General features: G+C 65.1%; 1 pseudogene. It reads left to right on the top strand.

Annotated elements, in window-relative coordinates:
• Positions 1-1,028 (top strand): annotated as a pseudogene (locus EN969_RS32695) (FAD-dependent oxidoreductase); the annotation flags it as partial.

The raw sequence follows: 1,028 nt of genomic DNA, 5'->3' as shown, positions 1-1,028 counted from the left end.
GTTCTTCAACGGACCGGAAAGCTTTACGCCGGATGACCGCTATCTGCTGGGCGAGACGGCTGAGGTCTCCGGCCTGTTCTGCGCCACCGGCTTCAATTCCGTCGGCATCCTCTCCTCGGGCGGCGTCGGCAAGGCGCTGTCGGAATGGATCCGCGACGGGCGCCCACCGGTCGATCTCGCCGATGTCGACGTGCGCCGCACCATGTCGTTCCAGTCGAACAAGAAATATCTCTACGACCGCACCACCGAAACGCTTGGCCTTTTGTTCGACATGCACTGGCCATACCGCCAGTTCGCCACGGCGCGCCACATCCGCAAGAGCCCGTTCCACGACCGCCTGATGGCGGCGGGTGCCTGCATGACCGAGGCCGCCGCCTACGAACGCCCTGGCTTCTTCGCTTTGCCCGGCATGAAGGCCGAGATCGACTATTCCTACGGCCGCCAGAACTGGTTCGGCGCCTGCGGCGAGGAAAGCCGCAACACGGCTGACAACGTTACGCTGTTCGACCATTCCTGCTTCGTGAAATACTGGATCGAGGGGCGTGACGCCTGCGCGGTGCTCAACCGCATCTGTGCCAACAATGTCGACGTACCCGCCGGCCGCGTCGTCTACACGCAATGGCTGAACGAGCTAGGCGGCATCGAAGCCGATGTCACGGTCACCCGCATCTCCGAAACCGCCTACATGGTCGTGACCATCGCCGTGTCGCAGCGGCGCGACCTGGCCTGGCTCAAGCGCCATATCCCGGCGGACGCGCATGTCTTCGTGCAGGATGTCACCTCCGGCCTGCCCATGCTGGCGCTGATGGGGCCGAAATCGCGCGATCTCCTGCGCGCCGTCTCGCCCGATGACTTCTCGGAGGCGGCGTTTCCCTTCGGCACCAGCCGCGAGATCGACCTTGGCTATGCGCGGGTGCGCGCCAGCCGGCTGACCTTCGTCGGCGAGCTTGGCTGGGAACTCTACATGCCCGCCGAGTTCGCCGCCCATGTCTTCGACAAGCTGGCCGAGGCGGGCGCCGATTTCGGCC

It is taken from the genome of Mesorhizobium sp. M7A.F.Ca.CA.003.01.2.1 (assembly GCF_003998945.1).
Taxonomy (GTDB): domain Bacteria; phylum Pseudomonadota; class Alphaproteobacteria; order Rhizobiales; family Rhizobiaceae; genus Mesorhizobium; species Mesorhizobium ciceri.
This window is presented reverse-complemented; position numbering and strand designations above follow the sequence as displayed.